Source organism: Ferruginibacter albus (assembly GCF_020042285.1).
In the GTDB taxonomy this organism is placed as follows: Bacteria; Bacteroidota; Bacteroidia; order Chitinophagales; family Chitinophagaceae; genus Ferruginibacter; species Ferruginibacter albus.
Genome location: NZ_CP083388.1, coordinates 1,920,636 through 1,938,127, shown reverse-complemented (window position 1 = coordinate 1,938,127; position 17,492 = coordinate 1,920,636). Strand labels below are relative to the sequence as shown.

Below are 17,492 nucleotides of genomic sequence, written 5' to 3'. Positions count from 1 at the left end.
TATGATCGCTTATTATTGTATAACTATTTTTTGTACACTTTGAGTATTGCTTCCATTTACCTTTAATTCATAAGTTCCTTTAGGCAATGAAGCCGGTAATGATATCGCCTGTGTCATGTTGCTGCTGCTTACAGCTACCTGGCTGGCAAATACCGCCTGACCATCGGTGTTTAATAATCGTATCATATAATCACCTGCAGGCTCATTGCTGAACAGAACATTCATTACATTACCAACAACAGGATTTGGATATACTGTTATATCGCTGGTCTTGGCTGTTGTGTTATCAGAACCGGAAACAACACGAATGATCTGGCTGTATCTAACTGTACCGTCTTTGTCGATACTCTTAATGCGATAGTAATTAACGCCTTCAAAAGGCTTGCTGTCTAACCATCCATAATTCACAGATGAATTGTTATTGCCGGTTGGAATAGTAATGTTTGTTTTGGTGAATGTTTTACCATCAGCAGATTTCTCTACTTCATATTGCATAACGTTCACTTCACTTTCAACATTCCAGTCAACTTGTATCCCTGTGCTTTTTTGATATGCTTTCACACTGGTAAATGTCACAGGCAACACTCCCGCCGTTCTGAATACGATCATAAAACGGTTAGCTACAGCAGAGGCTGCATCGCTGGTGATGCTAAAGTTTACGGTGCTGCCGCTGCTTGCATATAGATCCAACGGAGTGCTTGTTCCTTTATAGGTATCAATTAAAAAAGGAGTTAGTCCCGGTTGTTGCATGTTATCTCCGATCACTTCCAATTGGTAACTTCTTGCAGTAGTTGCTGCCAGTTTAAAGAAAATAGTATCATTGGCAGTTATCAATGGTCTTCTTTCAATAGAAAGGCTCTTACCATTACGTAACATGCTTATTCCTTCATTCACATTCGCAAACTTGCTGGCATCTAACCAGTCAACATCAGCGCTGAACGATTCATTAAATTGTGCAACAGTTGCATCCGCAAAGGAGGTTGTATTATCGCTGTTTAGTAAATAAAGGTTGGTAGTGATAGTTTCCGTTACGGCTGCCGGACGGAACATCAATAAGTTATTGGTAGTTGATTTGCTGCTTTCCTGGATAAGAACTGATGCAGGTGCTGTACTTGTTGTTTGAACAAAGAAAGCTTGCCCCGATTGGATCTCTTTTGTCTGAGCACTTCTTGAAACAGATTTAATATATACACCCGAATTGATGGCGTCATCCAAAACTACATAGCCACCTACCTGGTTCAACGATGGATCCCATACATAAAAACGTTTGGTAACATTATTCAATGTTACATTATCAAAATCAATAGGAGAAGCGTAAGGATTTCCTATCAACGTGTATTTGCCGGCAGTAGCTGCGGCAGTAAACATTTGATCGCCCTGCTGTAAAATACCGGAGCTGCTTAATGTAGTAGTATTAACAGGAACATATCCATTATTAGGATTCGCTACTGTAGAAGGATCTCTGTCTCCTCTTACGAAAATGAAATAACCTGCATTATCTGCACTTCCTGTATTACCCGGAGAAATGTTTGCAGTTTTTGAATTGGCAATGCTTACCAAACCTTGTGTGGCAGGATTAAACGATTTCATTGAATAATTCGCATTGATACCGGCATCCATGCCACTATTTGCAGGAATAGGTGTAGGCATTGTAATTAAAGTACCTTTCCCTGTTTGATAAACGCCATTATTCTGCCATGAATTATAAATAGTGTTAGAGCTGGTAACCGGTGCCGTTAGTAATCTCCACGATCTGCGTGCAGGAATATAACGTTGCACAATTGCCTTTCCTTCAATACGACTTGTATTAACAGGAACAGGCGCTACTCTTGCTGTATTATTGACATCTGATATTAATGTTAATGCGCTATCGGCATATAACTTACCATTATACATAGTAAGTACATTATATACCCAAACCTTACTTTTAGTGGCAACGCTACCATTGGTTTTATTAACGCTTAAATTGGTGATAGCCGTTACGCTATCGCCGGTTATAAAAGAAACAGTTGTATCGCTATAGCCCGTAAACAGAACAGTTCCATTACCTCTTGTAAAGGTTCCATTATTTTTTATGCCTCCATTATTAGCAACAAAAGTAGGATTACCGTTTATTACAAAATGACCACCGGGAGTTAAAGAAAAAACCTGAGCACTTGCATTAAACGTGCAGAATAAAGCAAAAGCCTGCAGGAATATTTTTTGAAATGGGCCTTTCATCAGGGATTTTTTTAAGTTGATTTTGACTATAGCTAGAAAAACATTGCATAAAAGCACTTTTTCGGGCATAGGTCAATGCTAATAACGACAAACAACAATAAATAATATATTAATGGCTAACTTTTTTTAGAAAAACTTCTATACATATAGAGTTTATACGCAGAAGAAATAAAATTTGGTTGAATACTAAGCGCTTAAAATTTTTTATGGATCAAATACAATTAAATTAAGCGAAAAGCGTTGGAGCCTTTTTTATAATTTCATACACCCTTTTTCCAATATAGCATATACGCTATCGGTACGCTGAGGTTTAATTAATGACATGCCGGAAAATTTACTGAAAGCCGGAAGAATGGCATGCTGCTTTGTGAAATAAAAACAAGGCAGACTTATATGCTGTTTGCCAACACCCTGGATATTTACTGCCGGATGTACATGCCCGGAGAAATAATACATGCTCGTATCAAGCTCATCAATACTATTTATATCATGCACAAAATGAAAATTACCAATGGTTAATTCTGAACTATGATCAATTAACGATGTTTTATACCAGCTTTTTTCCAGTATATCATGATTGCCTAATACCAAATGAAGATCTATATGTTTAAGATCGATCCTCCATTTTAGAAAAAGATCCAGTTCCTTGTTTTCTTTACTGTGAAACATATCTCCCACTACAATTAACCGTACAGGTTTATAAAAGCTTATCAGGCTAATGAGCCGCTGCAGATCTTCTTTATAAATAGTTTGAGGCACTGCAATGCCATGCTTACGAAAATGTCCTGTTTTACCAATATGAAGATCAGATACGATCAATGTTTTTTCTTCTTCCCAAAACAAACATCGCTGTTCTGACAATAAAAAAGTATTCTTATTAATAGTATGATGTGTAAGCTTCATTATTTCCTATTCTCCTTTTCCAATTGTTGTTGCATTCGCAAAATTCGTTCTTCTAATTTTTCTGATGTTAAATTCTCACGCATGCTATCTACCTTGATAGGAAAACAAAAAGGAGTTAATTGTCCGGGAAATCTAACGATTATCTTTCCTGATGATATTCTCTGCAAGGCATTGCGCAATCTTACTTCTTCCATTTGCTGGTCAAACACTTCCTGGTAGGCTTGCCGTAATAACAAACTGTCTTTTTCATATTCGCTCAATACCGAAAAGATCAATGACGAAGATGATTGCAGATGTCTTGCCTTTTTATATTCTCCCGGATAGCCTTGAAACACCAGCCCTCCTATTACAGCAATATCACGGAATTTTCTTTTTGCCATTTCAACACTGTTCACGCTTTGCTGGATATCAGCCAATAAATTATCAATAGAAAACAATTCGTACACATTGCTGTCATCCAAAGGTACAGGCTTGTCACTAAGCAACTCAAAGCCATAATCATTCATGGCAATTGAAAACGTAATAGGAATTATCGTTGCAATCCGATACGCCAGTAAAGCAGCCATTGCTTCATGAACCAATCTTCCTTCAAAAGGATACACAAATACATGAAAGCCATCTTTTGTTTCGATATGTTCAATTAATAATTCATTTGCCTGCGGTATTGCAGATAATTGTTGCTGCAATTGAAATAAAGGCTTTAACACTTCCAATTCTATTTCTTCAAATTTCCCTGTCTTTTTTTCTGCAACCTTATCAAACATTTTGCGCAGCATAGCTCCCAGATTAGCACTCAGCGGCATTCTGCCTCCCTGCCAACTTGGTACGATCGTTTTTTTTGAGGATGATTGTTTTACTATCACATCCATATCCTTTATCGTGATCAGTTCTAAATTTCTTCCTGATAAAGTAAATACAGCTCCCGGCTCCAATCGGCTTATGAACCATTCTTCAATAACGCCAATATATCTTCCGTTCATCAATTTCACTTTCAGCATGGCTTCACTTACAATAGTACCAATATGTAAACGATGCCTCATCGCAATGGCTCTGTTCTTGATCTTATAAATACCATTTTCAATTTCTACTTTTTTAAATTCATCATATTGCTGCAAGGCAACACCTCCTTGTGTGATATTATGCAAAAGATATTGCCACTCTTCTTCTGTTATCTCTTTATAACAGTATGTTTGTTTTACTTCATTAAAGATTTGTTCAGCTATAAAGCCATCGCCGGTAGCCAACGTGCAGAGATATTGGATCAGCACATCAAAACACAACAACATAGGTTGGCGACTTTCAATAACATTTTTTTTAATCGCCGTTTTTAATGCCGCAGCTTCTATTAGCTCCAATGAATGTGTAGGTAAAAAATAGATATTACTGGTTTCACCGGGTTGATGCCCGCTTCTGCCTGCTCTTTGTAAAAAACGGGCTACTCCTTTTGGTGAGCCGACCTGTATGACAGTATCAACAGGTCTAAAATCAACCCCCAGATCGAGGCTGGCTGTACAAACGACTGCCTTTAATTTTTGTTTATGCAAAGATTCTTCCACCCAGGTACGTATCTCATGCTCCATGCTACCATGATGCAGCGCTACCAAACCGGAAAGTTCTGGTGCAATGGTAACGATCGCCTGGTACCATCTTTCACTCATTCCTCTTGTATTAATAAAAACAAGCGTAGTATTACTTTGCTTAATGATAGGAATGATCTTATCGGCTAGCTTCAATCCCAGGTGCCCCGCCCATGGGTACTTTTCAATTTCATCCGGAAGGATAGAAGAAATTTCGGTGCGTTTATTTAATGCAGCTCTGATGATAACTCCTTCTTTATTAAGTGAACTTACTAAAACATCTTTTGCTTCAGTTAGATTACCGATTGTAGCGCTTATTCCCCAAACACTGATATCATTTATTTCATTTAATATTTTTCTTTGCCCAATAATTCTTGATATTGCCAACTCTACTTGCACACCTCGTTTACTTCCCAACAACTCATGCCATTCATCAACAGCAATGATCTTTAACCCTGTAAAAAAAGCTGCATTGTTCTTTTGTGCTAACAATAAATGCAGGCTTTCCGGAGTGATCACTAATATCTCAGGAATATTTCGTTGCTGTTTTTGACGTTCACTAACCGTAGTGTCGCCGTTACGAATACCAACTTTCCAGTTCATTCCCAATGCCTCTATCGTTTCTTCCATTGCCCTGCCTACATCTTTTGCCAGTGCACGAAGAGGCGATATCCATAGAAGCTGCAGCTTATTGTTCTTTCTTTTATTATAATCCGCTGGATATTGATTAATAAATTGAATTAGCGCTCCCAAAAACACGGCATAGGTTTTTCCAAAACCCGTAGGCGCATTTACCAATCCGCTTTGATGATTGATGATATGCTGCCAGGTCTTTTCCTGGAATGGAAATGCAGAAAGACCTTTCGATAAAAGCCACTCATGAATTATCTTATATCCTTCGCTTTTTTGTAACTGCATTTTAAAAGAAGAATAAAATTACACAGATATAGAAGATGTTTTTCCCCATTTCGTCTTTATTTATTGTTGGCATTTGTTTTGATTTCTTTAACACATAGCTGATTTCCCAAAGTACCAATCGTATTGAATCATTAATACACAAAGCGAATGAAGCTACATTTACGAAACAAGATAGACAGACCGGCAATTATTTATTCGATATTATTTTTTGCAAGCTACTTACCTGTTAATGCCCAGCTTAAAGCGAATTTTACCGCTACCACATTAAAAGGCTGTGTTCCATTAACAGTAAACTTTCAGGATTTATCAACCGGTGCCCCTACAGCCTGGCAATGGGATTTAGGAAATGGTTCTATATCCAAAAATCAAAACCCTTCTACTGCTTATTTTAATGCAGGCACTTATACTGTTAAATTAAAAATAAGCAGTGCATCCGGCAAAGATTCAGTTATCAAAGTTGGTTTTATAACTGTTTTGGCAAACCCGGGTGCAGATTTTTCAGTATCAAAAACAACCGGCTGTTTTCCCCTTAGAGTCAATTTTTCAGATAAATCCGTTGCTGGTTCGGGAAGTTTGTCTCAGTGGTACTGGGATCTGGGAGATGGCAATATTTCAACAGATGAAAATCCTGCTCATGCTTATACCGTGAGTGGCAATTATTCGGTCACTTTAAAAGTAACTAACAATAATGGATGTACTAAAGTTATCAGCAAAACACAATACATACAGGTAACAGATGGCGTAATACCAAATTTCGAAAATTCAACACCGGAACGTTGCCACGCTCCTGAAACGATCAGCTTTTCCAATCTTTCAACAGGTCCGTCGCAATTATCGTATCAATGGAGTTTTGGCGATGGCGGCGTTTCCAACGAGGTCGATCCAAAACATATTTATGCGGCAGGTGGCCAATATTCTGTCCGATTAATTGTAAATAGTACTGCTGGCTGTACAGATACCTTGTACAAGCAAGACAGTATTTTAATAAGAAATTATCAAACAGATTTCACAACACCTGATAGTGTTTGTTTAGGAGGCACCTCTATTTTAAAAAACAACTCATCTCCTGCTCCTCTTTCCTTTTACTGGGATGTGGCAGATTCTTCTTTTACAACCCTTGATGTTACCAAAACATGGACTGTTCCTGCTGTTTACAATGTTAAACTTGTAAACAACTACGGAGTATGTAAAGACTCTGTTACAAAAAAAGTAAATGTCGTTGCTCCTCCGTCAATCAATTTTCACGCTTCTGATTCTTTAAATTGTAAAGCGCCTTTTACTACTCAGTTCACAGACCTTACCAATGGTAGTGTAAATTGGTCATGGAATTTTGGAGATGGCACCGCATCTACAGACAAAAACCCGTCACACACTTACACAACGATAAATAATTATACAGTTTCACTTACCGTTACCAATGGAGCAGGTTGCACTTCTTCTGCCACCAAAAAAAGCTACATTAAAATTGCGGCTCCAAAAGCTGCTATCCCTGGTTTACCTGCAGGGGGATGCAATCCTTTTACTTATAAAGCAAGTGCCAATATTATTAATGCAAAAGGTGTTGCTTCTTATTTATGGGATTTTGGAGATGGTATTACCGCAACAACTGCACAACCACAACATACTTATAGCGATACCGGCAAGTATGATATCAAACTTTATTATACCACTAATGATGGATGTTCTGATTCTGTAATAAGCAGACCCGGCGTTAAAGTAGGCACACCTACTTCTGTTAATTTTACATCTTCTACCGTTTCACAATGCGTTGCTAAGGATATACAGTTTACAGATCAATCTATAGCTGCCGATGAATGGTCATGGCAATTTGGTGACGGCTCTTCTTCTGTACAACAAAATCCAACGCATGCTTACGAAGCAAGCGGCACTTATACTGTAACACTTACTGCCAAAAGCAGCGGTTGTGGCACTAATAAAACAGGCACAGTCACCATTTTGCCGCCAACAGCCAAATTTGCTGCTGTATTTGACTGCATAGATAAAACACATGTATCTTTTGCAGACAGTTCTATTCAACCTCAATCCTGGCTTTGGAATTTTGGAGATGGAAATACATCTACCGAACAAAATCCAACTCACATATACTCTTCATTAGGAAATTATACGGTTACATTAAGTACAAGCAATGGAACGTGTGACAATCAAAAATCAGCAACAATAAAATTGGTAAACGAACATGCTGATTTTAATACCCCAAAAGATACTGTTTGTAAAAATGCTCCGATAGCATTTAATGTTATCAATAGCAATAAAGCCAATATTACTAATTACACATTTTATTTTGGAGATAGTAGCAGCACTAGTTCTTCCACAAATTCTATTACGCATGCATACACCCAGTCAGGCACCTATTCAGTAAAGCTGGTTATTACAGATATTAATGGATGCGAAGACAGCATTACAAAAACCAACTATATCACAGCCATCGGTCCTGTTGCAGCTTTTACTGCATCTACCGTAACTGGTTGCAAAGGATTAAATGTATTATTCACCGATAATTCAACAGCAGACAACAATCATCCGATCAGTAACTGGCAATGGAATTATGGCGATAGCGTTATTGAGAATTTGAATGCGCCACCATTTACGCACACATTCTATAAGAATGGCAGTTTTAATGTATTGCTAAAAATAACAGATGCTATCGGCTGTTTTGATACAGCCAGTATTGACAAGCCTGTTGTTATAAACAGTCCTGTTGCTGATTTTGATTCTCCTGATACATTGGCATGCATTGGAAGTAATGTTGGATTTAAAAGTATTTCTCAAGGAGATAATCTAGTTTATGCATGGCAGTTAGGCAATGACAATGTCGCAACATCTGATTCTGTAAACACTTCCTATCCTTCAATCGGTTTATATTCGGTTAAGTTGACAGTTACTGATTACAGGGGCTGTACAGATTCAATTGAAAGAAGCAATTTTATTCGCATCAGCATTCCAAAGTCCGGTTTTAACATAAACGATTCTATCGGCTCCTGTTCTCCTTTTGAAGTGATCTTTACCAATACATCACAAAATTATCGTGGGTTAAAATGGGATTTTGGTGATGGAAGCGCTTCCAGTTTAAAAGATCCCATACATTACTATTCAATTCCGGGAAAATATACGGCAACATTATATGCCACATTACCGGGCGGTTGCGTGGATAGTTTTAAAAGAAATATCATACTCTATTCTTCTAATGCAGTTTTTAGTTACAAGCCATTATCGGGATGTTCGCAGGTAAAAGTAGATTTTAAGGTTACAACAGAAAGTGTATTGAATTATTTCTGGGATTTCGGAGATGGTAATACTATTGAAACGCAGGATTCAAGTATTAGCTATACCTATTTATCTGCAGGAGATTTTAAACCTAAAGTAATTCTTACAAATTTAAAAGGTTGCCAGATCCCATTAACAGGAGATAATGTTATCCATGTAACAAAAAGTATAGTAAACTTTGGTTCACCTGATTCTTTTAGTTGCTTCAAAAAAACAATTACACTAACAGACTCTACCAAAAGCAATAGTGTTATTAAAACATATAATTGGAATTTTGGAGATGGAAATTTTTCAGCGTCGCAGCAACCATCACACGTTTATGCAAACCGGGGAAATTATTCCGTACGTCTTATTGTAACCACTACAGATGGCTGCTCAGATACACTAACTAAAAATAACTACGTACATGTATATGGTCCTTCGGCAACTATTGTTGGTAATACTACTATATGTATCAATGATTTTTTAAGTTTAACCGGTAATTGGACAAATCCTGATAGCTCTGTTATTGCATGGCATTGGAAATTTGGAAATGGCAATACATCTCTTTTGCAGGATCCTCCTAAACAAATATATCCTTCTGCCGGAAGCTTTCCTTTACAAATGATCATATATAATACAAATGGCTGTGCAGATACCACCAACACTTTAGTGACTGTAAATCCACTACCTGCTACAAGTGCAGGAAAAGATGCCATCGTTTGTCTTAACAATAAAATTACGTTACAGCCAACCGGCGCTGATAGCTATTCATGGTTCCCATCTTTATATTTAAGTTGTTCTTCTTGCGAAGATCCAATTGCCACTCCTGCCGACAATATTACCTATTATGTGACAGGTAAAAATGCTTACGGTTGTATAACTACAGATTCTGTTTCTATTACTGTTAAAAAACCGATCAAACTAACAGTTACGCCTATTTCAGATTCTATTTGCCAGGGAAGTTCTGTGAATTTATCGGCTGACGGTGCTGATATATACAACTGGTATCCTTCCGCATCCTTAAACAATACGTTTATTAACGATCCTATTGCAACACCAATGGAAAACACGGTTTACAAAGTGATAGGAACAGATGATGCTCATTGTTTTTCAGATTCTGCCTCCGTTACCATCGCTGTTTCTGCTTACCCCGTTGTAAATGCAGGACAGGATAAAAATATTTCCTTTGGCGCTACTACTTCGCTTACGCCTGTATATTCAGGCGATATTGTAAGCTGGCAATGGAGCCCTGCAGCGGGTTTAAGTTGCGCCGATTGTCCTAACCCGGTTGCTATGCCTCAAACAAGTACCAATTATTCTGTTACAGTTACCAACCGTGCCGGTTGTTCTGTAAAAGATGATGTAGCGGTAAATTATCCTTGCCAGGTAAGCATTTTTATTCCCAATACATTCTCCCCTAATAATGATGGTATGAATGATTATTTCTATCCAAGGGGAAAGGATATTTACCTTATTCAATCTATGAGAATATTTAACCGTTGGGGACAAATGGTATTTCAACGCACTAACTTTTCTGCCAACTCTGCCACCATGGGCTGGGATGGAAGATTCAATGGCCAACAGGCGAGCACAGATGTATATACTTATGTGATCGAAGTTATTTGTAACAATAATTACATATCCACCTTTAGAGGAGATATTGCTTTAATTCGATAAACTGACGCATTATGAAACAGACATTTACTTTACTAAAAAATATTTTTTTCTTGTTGCTGTTTAGTATTAACAGCATAGCACAAGACATACATTTTTCTCAGTTTTTTGAAACGCCATTATTACGAAACCCTGCATTAGCAGGCATATTTTCAGGAGACATGCGACTGCAATTTGTATATCGTAATCAATGGCAAAGCGTAACCACTCCTTATCAAACAGGTTCGTTGAGCGGTGAATTTAAATTGCCTATAGGCAAGCATGCAGATTTTATCACCATTGGCGGAGAAATATTATACGACCGTGCAGGAACCATAGCGCTTTCATCTACCCATGTTCTTCCGGTGATCAACTATCACAAATCTTTAAGTGAAGAAAGGAATATGTATTTATCGCTTGGATTTATGGCCGGCATTGTACAAAGAAATCTAGACAGAAGTAAAGTGATCACCGATAATCAATATGATGGAAGCAATTACAACGAAGGTTCCTTTGATGGGGAAGCATTTACAACTAATTCGTATAGTTATTTTGATGGAAGCACCGGAATGAGTTTTAATTCACAGATCGGAGAAAACAAAGACAACAATATGTATGCTGCTATTGCATATCATCATTTCACCAAGCCTTCCAACATTTCTTTTTACTCCAATCCTGCGATTGAAGTTGATCCTAAATGGGTTTATTCTGCAGGTATAAGATTAAGCACTACAGCCGATTCTTACCTTACTTTTCAGGGAGATTATTCTACGCAAGGCCTCGGCAATGAATTGATCGCAGGGCTATCATTAACTAAAAAATTAGATGATATTGACAATCCTAAATATCTTATTGAAGGTGGCGCTTACTGGCGTTTGCAGGATGCCATCATACCAGTTGTAAAACTATCTGCATTGCCATTATCCGTTTCCGTTAGTTATGATATTAATATCTCAGGCTTACCACAGGCAAGCGATACAAAAGGTGCCTTTGAAATGGGATTGACGTATCAAAAGTATTTTGATCATAACTCCAGCAAAGATGCTGTAAGATGCCCAAGGTTTTAAAAAATACACTGGCTTTTGCTGTCAACAATTCTATAGTTCTTGAGATGATTTTTATTTAACATTATGCCATTTTTGTTGAGACAGTATTTCTACATTGTAAGGCAATTTTTTCCACTAAATAATTTTATTCAAAGCATTTACAGCCTTCTCCAGCAAGACTTTGCAATTATCAACCATAAAATAAAACAGGCATAGATAATGTACTATATGCTTAAACAATTTTAACAAATCGCTTAAAGCATAAAATAGTGAACTATGAAAAAAATATTACTCTTTTTTATTTTCTCATTATGGGGAATAAAAGAATACGCACAAACGTTTTGGATGGGTGGTACAAGTTCCGATTGGAATAATATTCAAAACTGGCAACCCGCAATAATACCTGATAAAAATACAGATATAGAAATAAGAGCAGATATTCCACATTATCCTGCTATTCCGAAAGAATTGATAACAGCGGTAAAAAATATTAAAATTGACATTGATGCTTCTTTTAGCGTTAACGGTACATTACAGGTCAGCGGTAGTATTAGTAACAATGGCGGATCATTTAATATAACAGACGGCACGCTTGAATTAAATGGAAGTGATCCTCAAACAATCAATGGAAATTTGTTTTCAAATAAAAAGATAAAGAACCTTATTGTTGCTAATCCCAGTGTAACTCTTTCCGACTCTTTATACATTACCGGCAAATTGAATTTTGCCAATATCAACAATGCTGTTTTAAATACAGGTAATAATTTAGTGATATGGTCAGATACATTGGCTACCGCTCCTACAACTGTTATTGGCGATCTTACAAATGGCGGTGCAAACAGTGGAAATTCCATTCAGGGAAAAGTGATCGTAAAAAAACAATTTGCTTGCCGTAGAGCATGGTATTTAACAACCGTTGCATTAAGTAATGCAGGTTCTATTTATGATAACTGGCAAAACGGAGGTGTATATGTTCCTGGTCAAGGAACATTTATTACCGGTCCTGGTGCTACAGTAGACAATGGTTTGGACATGGGAGTAAATAATAATTCGTCTTTAAAATCTTTTGATATCAATACACAGGTTTTAGAAGTTGTAACAGATACCAAGCATACTATGCTTACAGGCAACAACGGAAATGCAGATAACAAGACCTATTTTATTTTTGTAAGAGGAGACAGAAACCCTGATAACTTAACGCTTCCCAATAGCAACAGTACTGTTTTAAGTTGCAATGGTTTTTTACAGACCGGCGATCAAACTTTTCATTTTGTTGCGCATTCGCTGCCAAGCAGCAGGGCTTTCAATATGATCGGCAACCCTTATTATTCGCCTGTTAATTTTAGTCGTGCGAGTGTTTCTGCCAACGTGGTGAAACGTTTTACGGTTTGGGATCCCTCTTTAAACCAGGTAGGCGGATACGTTACCTATGATGATGCCGATAATACAGGCAATTTCATTTCTTCATTAAACAGCGGAAGTCAATTGGGAGTTATCCATTCTGGCGAATCATTTTTTGTTGAAGCAACAGATTCATTACCTGCTTCTGTTATTTTTCATGAAACCAGTAAATTATCCGACAATGAAGCTGTATCTGCTACCAACACCGCATCCTTGCATGTTTCTTTGAATTTATTGCAACCGGATAATAGCACGGTATTGGCAGATGGCTCAACCGCCGTCTTTAATAATTCCTATAATGGAACTGTTGATTATGAAGATGCACTTAAATTTCCCAACTCCAATGAAACCCTTTCATTTTTGAGAGATGGCAAAACACTTTCAATAGAAAAACGTCCGGCTATTGGAAGTACCGACACTTTATTTTTAAAACTGGTGAGAGCCACCAACAGGGAATATCAATTTGCATTTACACCCGATCATTTAAATGATCCAAAGCTGCAGGCTTTTTTACAAGACAGCTACAATGGCACCAACACACCTATTGATCTGAACACAACCACTAAGGTTAATTTTTCTGTAGATACCAATGCGGCATCGCAGTTAACGAATCGTTTTGCTGTGGTGTTTACTTCAGGAACAGTGCCTGTTACATTCCTCAATATAAAGGCATGGAAAGAAGGTGCGAATATAAACCTGCAATGGGCAGTGGAAAATCAATTGAATATTCAACAATACGAAATAGAAAGATCTACCAATGGAGTTGAGTTTACAAAAGAAGAAACACAATCATCCAATAACAATGTTACTGCTACCTATAATTGGACAGATCTGGCTATAACCAATGAAAAATATTTTTACTACCGCATTAAAGCAATAAGCGTTAATGGAAATATTGAATACAGCCAGGTGGTAAGAGTAAGTGTGGGAGATTTTGCAGCCGGAATAGCTGCCAACCCCAATCCTATTACAAGTGCAGGTATTGGAGTACAATTTACCGATATGCCTGCTGGGCAATATCAAATTAGATTATTAAGCAGTGTTGGACAGGTATTGGTTGTAAAAGACATAGAACATTCAGGAGGAAACAGATGGGAATTAATAAGCCCGGTTACAAATCTATCGAAAGGAATTTATGTATTGGAAGTTGTAAAACCTGATAAAACAAAGACAAACCTGAAATTAGTATATTAAATTTTATAATAAGTATAATTAAAAATGCCTTGCAAATGAGAAACTTACAAGGCATTTTTAATTTAAAGTTGCGGAGAGAGAGGGATTCGAACCCCCGGACCTGTGACAGTCAACGGTTTTCAAGACCGCCGCATTCGACCGCTCTGCCATCTCTCCGGCGCAAAAGTAACATTAGAATGTTTTCATCCCAAAACTTATTTAGTTTTTCGGCAAAAAAATTGTATTTTACTTTACACGATTGTTCATCAAAACTTACAATATGAATAAAAATGTAGCAGCTATCATGCGTCACAAAGCCGTAGGAATTATTACCGTATCTCCCGATACTCCCGTTATTACTGCATTAAAGATGATGGCAGAAAGAAACATCGGTTCCGTAGTAGTTATGGACGATGACCAATACCTTGGAATCATGACTGAAAGAGATTATTCAAGAAAAGTTGTTTTAAAAGGTCGCTCTTCTGTTGAGACAACTGCAGTACAGATCATGACCGCCGATCTGCCAACAATAAAACCATCCGACAGCATTGAACATTGCATGCAATTAATGTCTGACAGGAACATTCGTTACCTACCCGTTTTTGAAAACGATTCCATTGCCGGAATAATTTCAATGACAGATGTTATTAAGGAAATAATTTCTTCACAAGAAGAAACTATTACACACTTGCGGGATTATGTTCATTCAAGTTTATAAGTTTTTTTAACAGTTTTGAACTTTTTTATCGTCTTATTGTTCTTTAACCTTTTCATTGACAGGTGAATAGCTTGTTAACGCATCAGACCAAGGCAATTTTGCCGGTATCTTTGCTTTTCAGAACTAATATGAGGAAAAATTTAATACTCTTATTTACCATCGGCATTTTTGCATACGGTAATACCTTTTCACAAACCAAAAATGATTCTCTCCTGACTGATGCTACTATTAATAGTTGTATCCAATATGCGTTAACGCATCAGCCGCAGATCCAGCAATCACTCATTAACGAAAAAATAACCGACGAAACGGTTAAGATAAAATTAGCGGATTGGTTCCCACAATTGAATCTTAATTATTCCTATCAGAATAATATTCAACTGCAAACGGCCTATATCAGTGGCGGGTATGCGCAAACTGGTACTCATAATGTGTCAGGCTTAGGCGCCAGCGTTACACAAAATATTTTCAATAAAGATTTACTATTAGCAAACAGAACAGCAGGTGATGTACGCAAGGAAGCTGCACAAGAAACAAGCAACAATAAAATAAACACCATCGCTGCCGTTAGCAAAGCTTATTACGATGTGTTGCTAACACAAAAGCAAGTGGATGTTATAGATGAAGATATTTCCCGTTTGGAACGTAGCTTGAAAGATGCCTACAATCAATACCAGGGCGGCATTGTAGACAAAACAGATTACAAGCGTGCTACCATTTCATTGAACAATGCAAAAGCACAACGCAAACAAATAGCATCGGAAGTAATTGCAAAATACGCTTATTTAAAGCAGCAAATGGGTTATCCCGATAGCGCTTCGCTGACATTATATTATGATACCTTACAAATAGAAAAAGATGCTGCCGCAGATACCAGCGCTTTGGTGAATTACGACAGCCGCATTGAATACCAGATACTGCAAACACAACGGAAATTATACGAAGCAAACATCAAATATTATAAATGGAGTTACCTGCCTACTGTTTCTGCATTCGGCGCTTATAATTTTAATTACTTAAATAACCAGTTCAGTAAATTATATGCTGAGTCTTTCCCCAACTCTTTAGTGGGATTGCAATTAACGTTACCGATCTTTCAAGGCGGAAAAAGAATATATCAAACAAGGCAAGCTGAGCAACAACTACAAATACTTGACCTGGATATTGTGAATCTGAAGAACAATATCAATGTTCAATATCAATCTGCATTGGCAGAATATAAAGGCAATTGGGCATCGTATGTTTCGTTAAAGGATAATGTGGCATTGGCAAATGATGTGTACAATGTTATACGCTTGCAATATCAACAAGGCATAAAAACATATTTGGATGTGATCATCGCTGAAAGCGATCTGCGCTCTGCTCAGCTTAATTATTTTACTTCCCTGTATCAATTATTAGAAAGTAAAATAGACATGCAGAAAGCCTTAGGCACATTATAATTTCTAATCTCTTAAAGACAATTCAACAATATGATTCAAAGCTTTTTTAAATCATTAATCGTAATAAGCGTTACTGCAACCATTACATCATGTGGTGGTCATTCATCCACTGCTCCCACTGCACCGCCGCCAACACCGGTAAATGTGCGTGTAGTGGCAAAAGGTGCTGCTGTTTATTTTGATACATACCCTGCAACCATTGTTGCATTGAACCAGGTAGATCTAAAAGCGCAGGTAACCGGTTACATTACCGGCATATATTTCAGTGATGGTCAGCATGTAACCAAAGGACAAAAGCTATATGATATTGACCGTTTGCAATACCAGGCTACGTATGATAATGCAGTTGGCAATTTGAATGTAGTGAAGTCAAACTTAGATAAAGCGCAGCAAGATGCCAATCGTTATAATGATCTATTAAAGCAAGATGCGATCGCCAAACAAGTAGTTGATCATGCATTGGCAGATCTGCAAAGTGCTAAAATGCAGGTAAGCGCTGCTTCTGCAACAGTTTCAAGAGCGGCGGCAGATTTAAAATATGCTACTATCTATGCGCCGTTTGATGGAACGATCGGAATATCACAAGTAAAATCCGGTGCATTAGTTACAGCCAATCAAACGTTATTAAATACCGTTTCTACAGATAACCCAATGGCGGTTGATATTGCCATTGATCAAAAAGAAATTCCACGTTTTGTTGCATTGCAACATGCCGCTACTGCAAAAGATTCTACACTAACGATACAATTTTCAGACAATACCGTTTATTCGGAACCCGGCACCATCAGCTTCATTGATCGTGCGGTTGATCCAACAACGGGTACCATTAAAGTACGTTTAAGTTTTCCGAATAAAGATGGATTATTGAGATCAGGAATGAACTGCAACATCGCCGTTAAAAATAACAATGCACAGGAATCATTTGTATTGGCGCCTTATAAAGCTGTGGTAGAACAGTTAGGTGAATACTTTGTGTTTGTGGTAGATCATAATAAAGCATTGCAACGTAAAGTAACATTAGGTGCAAGAATAAATGATAACATAGTTGTGAAAGCTGGTTTGCAGGAAGGTGATTCTTTAGTTATTGAAGGTGTACAAAAGTTGCGTGATAGTTCTGCTGTACAGATCGGTGCACCTAAGAAATAGTTATCTCACTATGGCACAAAATGCATGC

The 17,492-nt window shown here is 37.5% G+C and carries 9 protein-coding genes and 1 tRNA gene; 6 read left to right on the top strand and 4 right to left on the bottom strand.

Annotated elements, in window-relative coordinates:
- Positions 1 to 12: 12 nt before the first annotated feature.
- The 3 genes from K9M53_RS08500 to K9M53_RS08490 all read right to left on the bottom strand — a co-directional run bounded on the left by K9M53_RS08500 (position 13) and on the right by K9M53_RS08490 (position 5,618).
- A complete protein-coding gene (locus K9M53_RS08500; protein WP_224013808.1) occupies positions 13 to 2,220 on the bottom strand; it encodes a T9SS type A sorting domain-containing protein in 2,208 nt (735 codons plus the stop codon).
- Positions 2,221 to 2,472: 252 nt separating this feature from the next.
- Positions 2,473 to 3,123, bottom strand: coding sequence for a ligase-associated DNA damage response endonuclease PdeM (pdeM, locus tag K9M53_RS08495; RefSeq protein ID WP_224013806.1), 651 nt, complete (start codon positions 3,121 to 3,123; stop codon positions 2,473 to 2,475).
- The gene (locus K9M53_RS08490; RefSeq protein WP_224013804.1) at positions 3,123 to 5,618 is read right to left on the bottom strand and encodes a ligase-associated DNA damage response DEXH box helicase; all 2,496 of its coding nucleotides are present in this window, start codon (positions 5,616 to 5,618) and stop codon (positions 3,123 to 3,125) included. Before K9M53_RS08490 ends, pdeM begins: the two co-directional genes overlap by 1 nt.
- 147 nt (positions 5,619 to 5,765) lie before the next feature.
- Here K9M53_RS08490 and K9M53_RS08485 point away from each other — a divergent pair, with 147 nt between their 5' ends.
- The 3 genes from K9M53_RS08485 (at position 5,766) to K9M53_RS08475 (ending at position 14,179) form a co-directional block, all read left to right on the top strand.
- Positions 5,766 to 10,562, top strand: coding sequence for a PKD domain-containing protein (locus tag K9M53_RS08485; RefSeq protein ID WP_224013802.1), 4,797 nt, complete (start codon positions 5,766 to 5,768; stop codon positions 10,560 to 10,562).
- A gap of 11 nt (positions 10,563 to 10,573) precedes the next feature.
- On the top strand, positions 10,574 to 11,605 hold the full coding sequence (locus K9M53_RS08480; protein ID WP_224013799.1) for a PorP/SprF family type IX secretion system membrane protein: 1,032 nt from the start codon (positions 10,574 to 10,576) through the stop codon (positions 11,603 to 11,605).
- Between the two features lie 255 nt (positions 11,606 to 11,860).
- A complete protein-coding gene (locus K9M53_RS08475; protein ID WP_224013797.1) occupies positions 11,861 to 14,179 on the top strand; it encodes a hypothetical protein in 2,319 nt (772 codons plus the stop codon).
- Between the two features lie 71 nt (positions 14,180 to 14,250).
- Here K9M53_RS08475 and K9M53_RS08470 read toward each other — a convergent pair.
- A tRNA-Ser gene (locus K9M53_RS08470) sits at positions 14,251 to 14,335 on the bottom strand.
- 103 nt (positions 14,336 to 14,438) lie between these two features.
- On the opposite strand from K9M53_RS08470, the gene K9M53_RS08465 reads away from it, so the two are divergent.
- The 3 genes from K9M53_RS08465 to K9M53_RS08455 all read left to right on the top strand — a co-directional run bounded on the left by K9M53_RS08465 (position 14,439) and on the right by K9M53_RS08455 (position 17,464).
- Positions 14,439 to 14,876, top strand: a complete 438-nt coding sequence (locus K9M53_RS08465; RefSeq protein ID WP_224013795.1) for a CBS domain-containing protein — start codon at positions 14,439 to 14,441, stop codon at positions 14,874 to 14,876.
- Between the two features lie 128 nt (positions 14,877 to 15,004).
- Positions 15,005 to 16,318, top strand: a complete 1,314-nt coding sequence (locus tag K9M53_RS08460) for a TolC family protein (RefSeq protein WP_224013793.1) — start codon at positions 15,005 to 15,007, stop codon at positions 16,316 to 16,318.
- A gap of 30 nt (positions 16,319 to 16,348) precedes the next feature.
- Complete coding sequence (locus tag K9M53_RS08455; RefSeq protein ID WP_224013790.1) at positions 16,349 to 17,464, top strand: efflux RND transporter periplasmic adaptor subunit; 1,116 nt, start codon at positions 16,349 to 16,351, stop codon at positions 17,462 to 17,464.
- Positions 17,465 to 17,492: the final 28 nt, after the last annotated feature.